Source organism: Staphylococcus sp. HMSC65H10 (genome assembly GCF_001839185.1).
Lineage (GTDB): Bacteria > Bacillota > Bacilli > Staphylococcales > Staphylococcaceae > Staphylococcus > Staphylococcus simulans.
This window is the reverse complement of the sequence record NZ_KV840333.1, coordinates 1-2,004: the sequence shown is the minus strand read 5'-3', so window position 1 is coordinate 2,004 and position 2,004 is coordinate 1. Positions and strand designations below refer to the sequence as shown.

The following is a 2,004-nucleotide window of genomic DNA, read 5'->3' as shown; positions in this document are numbered from 1 at the left end:
TGTGATTTAACATACAAAACCACACACAAAAAACCCACCTTTAATTAGGTGGGTCTTGTTATGTATATACACCACATCAACCTACCCTATTTTAGGACACAGAGCTATGTCGCTCGTCAGCAACGTCATATGAATGCTCAGTTAATGTGATGTAGACACTTTAAGCGGTCTGTGCCGATGACCGAGTCGTTTCATGGAACAACTATTTCATATTGATATTATAGCATAAAAATAAGGCAACCGTCAGTAACAGTTAACCTCAAGTACACTCCGCATATGAGTACCGCAAATACGGTTTAATAAAATCAAGATTAAGAGCTAAGTTAAATTCTGTAATCTAACAATTGATTTGTTGTTTACAAACCCTAACTGGTTAATCTTCGATTCTTCACTTCCAACTATTTTTTTGATTGAATTTGTAATTTTCCTTATTTGATATTTATCATTAATTTGCTTTACAAAATGATGTATTATGAATATTATTACCGATAATCTGTTTGAGTAGTTTCCGTCTTTAAATTGAAAAACATCATTTTTCCAATCATTATGAATCATCGGGGCAGTGGTCAATTTTATATCAATAATATTTGAATTATGAGCGCATATATTCCTTATAAAATTAAGACATTTTAACCATGAAACCAATTGCTTATTACTGCATTTATAATAATCTGAAATTTTCTGTAAATTCTTTTTTGACATTAAAGTTAATAGGTTAACTATGTCTCCAAACATTAAAACATCAGTCATTAGCCAAACACTAGGTAATCTTTCTTGATTAAAATTCTTTTTTTCTCTAATTTCATGATTTCTTGATAACTTTGTTTTCTTAGCTAACTCTTTTTTAAATTTGTTTTCTTGATAATTTAAATAATGTTTACAGTATTCGTTTTTATTACACCACTTTGAAAAATCAAGATAACCAAAAGCTCCGTAGGTTTCTCCCAAAACATAAGATATTCTTGTCTTCAAAGATACTTCTATTTTTTCTATTGCATGTAGTAATCCCATTCTTAAATTTTTGTCTTGATAATATCTAGTGATGACATCGTCAAACTTAATTCCATGATAAACTCTAACATTGTTACCAAATTTATCTTTAGTCACTTTAGATAAAGGATAAGCGAATTCTTTCAGTTTGTAATATCCTATGTTTTCTAACTTTTTAATAGCATTATCAATATTGTTTATGATCATGCCTCTTTCTATTAATAAATTCGCTTGTTCTTGAAAGTTCAAAGGTTTAGGTTTCATTTTTTTCACCTCAAAAAAAATACCCCCACGTCAGAACTTGTCTGCCTAAAAAGGAGTGGGGGCGTAGTCGTTATATTCAAATAATAATCTATAAATCTTGGTATGTCAATCAAAAAATAATATTCACCACCCAGCGACATGTGTGGGTGGTGTAGGTTTAAATAAACATTAACTTACAACTACTTTTTAAAGACACTGGATTGAAATGGTATCAACAATCGGGATTGGTTGTTAATCACGGTGCCTCTCGTGTATCTGTATTATATCATAAAAAAGAGGCTGCCGAAGCAACCTCTAAGCACTATTTATCGTTAAGACTGTTACAACCTCTAAAAGTTGAGTTAGATAGAGAAACTATAAACATTACAGTATCTTTTTCGATACTGCGACTATCATGTTAATACAGTGATTTCATTTTGTCAAAAATCTACCTACTAGTTAAGTGAATCTTAATATGTATACCACCTCGAAAGGTGGCTGTATTCTCGTTGGATAGATTAGAGAGAAAGTAATGAAAATACATATAGATGCCTAAGATAAAGCATCCATGAAGTAAGGGCGCAATATGCACGACATGCATACTGCAAAACAAATCATAGCATGCTTCTTTTACATAATCAACAAAAAAGAGGGCTACCCGTAGGTAACCCTCAATAAAAGTATAGAGATGATTTTATATTATTATTACAAGGTAAAACCCCTTGCGTTTGTATTATAACGCATTTTCTTAACTGATACTACCCCAAAGTT

The 2,004-nt window shown here is 31.1% G+C and carries 1 protein-coding gene; it reads right to left on the bottom strand.

The genetic code is table 11. The features are described 5' to 3' along the window. Window positions 1-318: 318 nt before the first annotated feature. The gene (locus tag HMPREF3270_RS05305) at window positions 319-1,254 is read right to left on the bottom strand and encodes an Abi family protein (protein ID WP_070625489.1); all 936 of its coding nucleotides are present in this window, start codon (window positions 1,252-1,254) and stop codon (window positions 319-321) included. Between the last annotated feature and the right edge of the window lie 750 nt (window positions 1,255-2,004).

Bases quoted from the DNA above. Each gene is read 5' to 3' on its own strand.
- HMPREF3270_RS05305 (WP_070625489.1), bottom strand. From the start codon at position 1,254: ATGAAACCTAAACCTTTGAACTTTCAAGAACAAGCGAATTTATTAATA.